3 protein-coding genes are annotated in these 2,868 nt (G+C 68.8%); all 3 read left to right on the top strand.

From position 1 onward, the window contains the following. The first annotated feature begins 182 nt into the window (after window positions 1-182). A complete protein-coding gene (locus FV228_RS25645; protein ID WP_147857121.1) occupies window positions 183-866 on the top strand; it encodes a flagellar hook capping FlgD N-terminal domain-containing protein in 684 nt (227 codons plus the stop codon). A 91-nt stretch (window positions 867-957) separates the two neighbouring features. After that, window positions 958-1,233 carry a DUF1153 domain-containing protein gene (locus FV228_RS25640; RefSeq protein ID WP_007569077.1) on the top strand — a complete coding sequence of 92 codons (276 nt, stop codon included), beginning with the start codon at window positions 958-960 and terminating at the stop codon, window positions 1,231-1,233. Window positions 1,234-1,447: 214 nt separating this feature from the next. Continuing rightward, a partial coding sequence (fliF, locus tag FV228_RS25635) for a flagellar basal-body MS-ring/collar protein FliF (protein WP_147857120.1) occupies window positions 1,448-2,868 on the top strand: 1,421 nt, incomplete at its 3' end.

Below are 2,868 nucleotides of genomic sequence, written 5' to 3'. Positions count from 1 at the left end.
CCGCCTGGGCGCAGGACCGCGCCGACGCCCCCCAGGAGGTTGCGCCGACGCGCTGGCTGCGCGGCTACGGCGGCCTCGACATCAGGATTTGACGCGATGCGCGACCAGACCGCCTCGCGATTCGACATCGAACCATCATGCGTCCCGGCGTTCCGCCCCGACGCGCCACGGGAGCGAGCCGCATGACATCCGGGATATCCAACGTTACCAACACGTCATCCACAGCGTCGAGCAGCGGCGCGAGCGGCAACGGCAGCGAGATCGCCAGCAACTTCACGCAGTTCCTGACGCTGCTCACCACGCAGCTCAAGAACCAGAACCCGCTCGATCCGATGGACACCAACCAGTTCACGCAGCAGCTGGTCCAGTTCGCCGGCGTCGAGCAGCAGCTCAAGTCCAACGATCGCCTCGACAGCATCCTGACCGCCTCGAAATCGGCGAGTTCCGCGTCGGCGACGAGCTATATCGGCAAGAGCATCACGGCGGACGGCAGCAGCTCCCAGCTCTCCAACGGCTCCGCGTCCTGGACCCTGACGCCCGCCCGGGCGGCCTCGAAGGCGGTGGTCACGATCCTCGATTCGAAGAACAACGTCGTGGCCTCGCAGAGCACGTCGCTCACCGCGGGCAGCCAGACCTACGGCTGGAACGGCAAGACCTCGGCGGGCCTGACCGCGCCGGACGGGACCTACTCGATCAAGGTCTCGGCCTCCGACGCCACCGGGACGAGCGTGGCCGTGGACACCCAGCTCAACGGCACCGTGGACGCGGTCGACCTCAGCGGAGCGGCGCCGGTCCTCATGATCGGCTCTCAGAAAGTGCCGCTGAGCAGCGTCCAAAGCATAGGGTTGTCCACAAGTGGCACCTAACGAATCATATCCGAGTGATCCGCTTCAACATCTCTTAAGCGAGCGCAAGTACCTTCAACGCTCGACAGGTCAGTCGAGTGTAGAGCGTATCATGACCGAACCCAGCCGCCCGAGAGTCAAATACGTGATCGGGCCCGACGGCAGTCCTCTGACCATCGCGGATCTTCCGCCGCCGAGCACCCGTCGATGGGTGATCCGGCGCAAGGCAGAGGTCGTCGCCGCCGTGCGCGGTGGCCTCCTCAGTCTCGAGGAGGCGTGCAAGCGCTACACCTTGACCACCGAGGAATTTCTGAGCTGGCAGTTCTCGATCGACCAGCACGGCCTCGCCGGGCTGCGGACGACCCGGATCCAGCATTACCGGCACTGAACGCGGCCGGAACAGGGACCGCGCCCCCGGCCCGGTCCTCGAGAAGCCCCTCCGAAGCCGCCTCCGCACCCCGGATGCGGCTTCGTTTCGTTCCAAGACCCAACTTTGCGCCCCCGCGGGCCCCGGCATTAACGCCTCGCTAACCACGGGCTGGGCAATTTCTGCCGGGCGGGCCGTCGGGTCCCGCCAGCGTTAGAGTGCAGCGACCCATCCCGTGAAGCCGGTTCTCGATCTCGTCTCGAAGCTTGGACCGGCCCGGATCGCCGCCATGGCGGCCGTGACGCTGACCCTCATCGGCTTCTTCGCCTTCATCATCCTGCGGGTCTCGCGCCCCGATATGGGCGTGCTGTTCTCGGACCTGTCGATGCAGGATTCGGCCGCCGTGATTCGCGAGCTCGACAGCCGCGGCATCCGCTACGAATCGAAAGGCGACACCGGCCAGACCATCATGGCGCCGCGGGGCGACCTCGCCCGCCTGCGCATGGACCTCGCCGGCAAGGGCCTGCCCGTCCAGGCCGGCGTCGGCTACGAGATCTTCGACAAGGGCGACGCGTTCTCGTCCACCAACTTCGTCCAGAACGTGAACCACCTGCGGGCGCTCGAAGGCGAACTCGCCCGCTCGATCCGGGCGATCGGCCGGGTCCAGGCGGCCCGCGTCCACCTGGTCCTGCCCGAGCGGCGCCTGTTCGAGCGCGACCGGGAGAGCCCGAGCGCGGCCATCGTCCTGAAGCTGATGGGCGAACTCGATGCCGGGCAGGTGCGGGCGATCCGCCACCTCGCAGCCTCCGCCGTGGAGGGCCTGAAGCCCGAGCGGGTCTCGATCGTCGACGAGCGCGGCCGGCTCCTGGCCGACGGCGCCAAGGACGCCGACGCCAACGGCGCCAGCGCCTTCGAGGACCGGCAGCTCGGCCTGGAGCGGCGCCTGCGCGGGCAGATCGAGGATGTCGTCGCCGGCATCGTCGGCCCCGGCCGGGCCCGGGTCCAGGTCAACGCCGAGCTGGACCTCAACCGGATCGAGAGCCGCTCCGAGACCTTCGACCCGGAGAGCCGGGTCGTGCGCTCGGCCCAGACCCGGACCGAATCGGCCGTCACCGGCAACGCCGACGGGCAGGTCACGGTCGGCAACGAGCTGCCCGGCGCCAACGGCGGCGACAAGCCGCCCGCCCCGAAGGACGCGACCAACAAGAACGAGGAGACCACCAACTACGAGATCTCGAAGGTCACCAAGACCGAGATCGCCGAGGGCGGCCGGGTGAAGCGCCTGTCGGTCGCCGTGGTGGTCGACGGGATCTACGCCATCGCGCCCGACGGCAAGCAGACCTACACGCCGCGCCCGCCCGCCGAGATCGAGCGGATCACCGCCCTGGTGCGCAGCGCGGTCGGCTTCGACAAGGCGCGCGGCGACCAGATCGAGGTGGTGAACCTGCGCTTCGCCGAAGCGCCGAGCGTACCGCAATTCAGCGAGCCGACCCTGATCCAGTCGCTCCTGGCGCCGACCAAGGATGACGTGCTGCGCATGGCCGAACTCTCGGTGCTGGCGCTCCTGACGCTGATCGTCCTGCTCACGGTGGTGCGTCCGCTGGTCCGGCAGGTTCTGGCGCCGGTCCCGGGCGCCGCCCCGGCGCTGGCGGGGCC

It is taken from the genome of Methylobacterium sp. WL18 (assembly GCF_008040015.1).
GTDB classification, from domain to species: Bacteria; Pseudomonadota; Alphaproteobacteria; order Rhizobiales; family Beijerinckiaceae; genus Methylobacterium; species Methylobacterium mesophilicum.
The sequence above is the reverse complement of the archived record's forward strand: the minus strand, read 5'-3'. Positions and strand labels throughout refer to the sequence as shown.

Excerpts from the sequence above, each read along its gene's own strand:
- FV228_RS25640 (WP_007569077.1), top strand. The coding sequence starts at position 958 with ATGACCGAACCCAGCCGCCCGAGAGTCAAATACGTGATCGGGCCCGAC.
- FV228_RS25645 (WP_147857121.1), top strand. The coding sequence starts at position 183 with ATGACATCCGGGATATCCAACGTTACCAACACGTCATCCACAGCGTCG.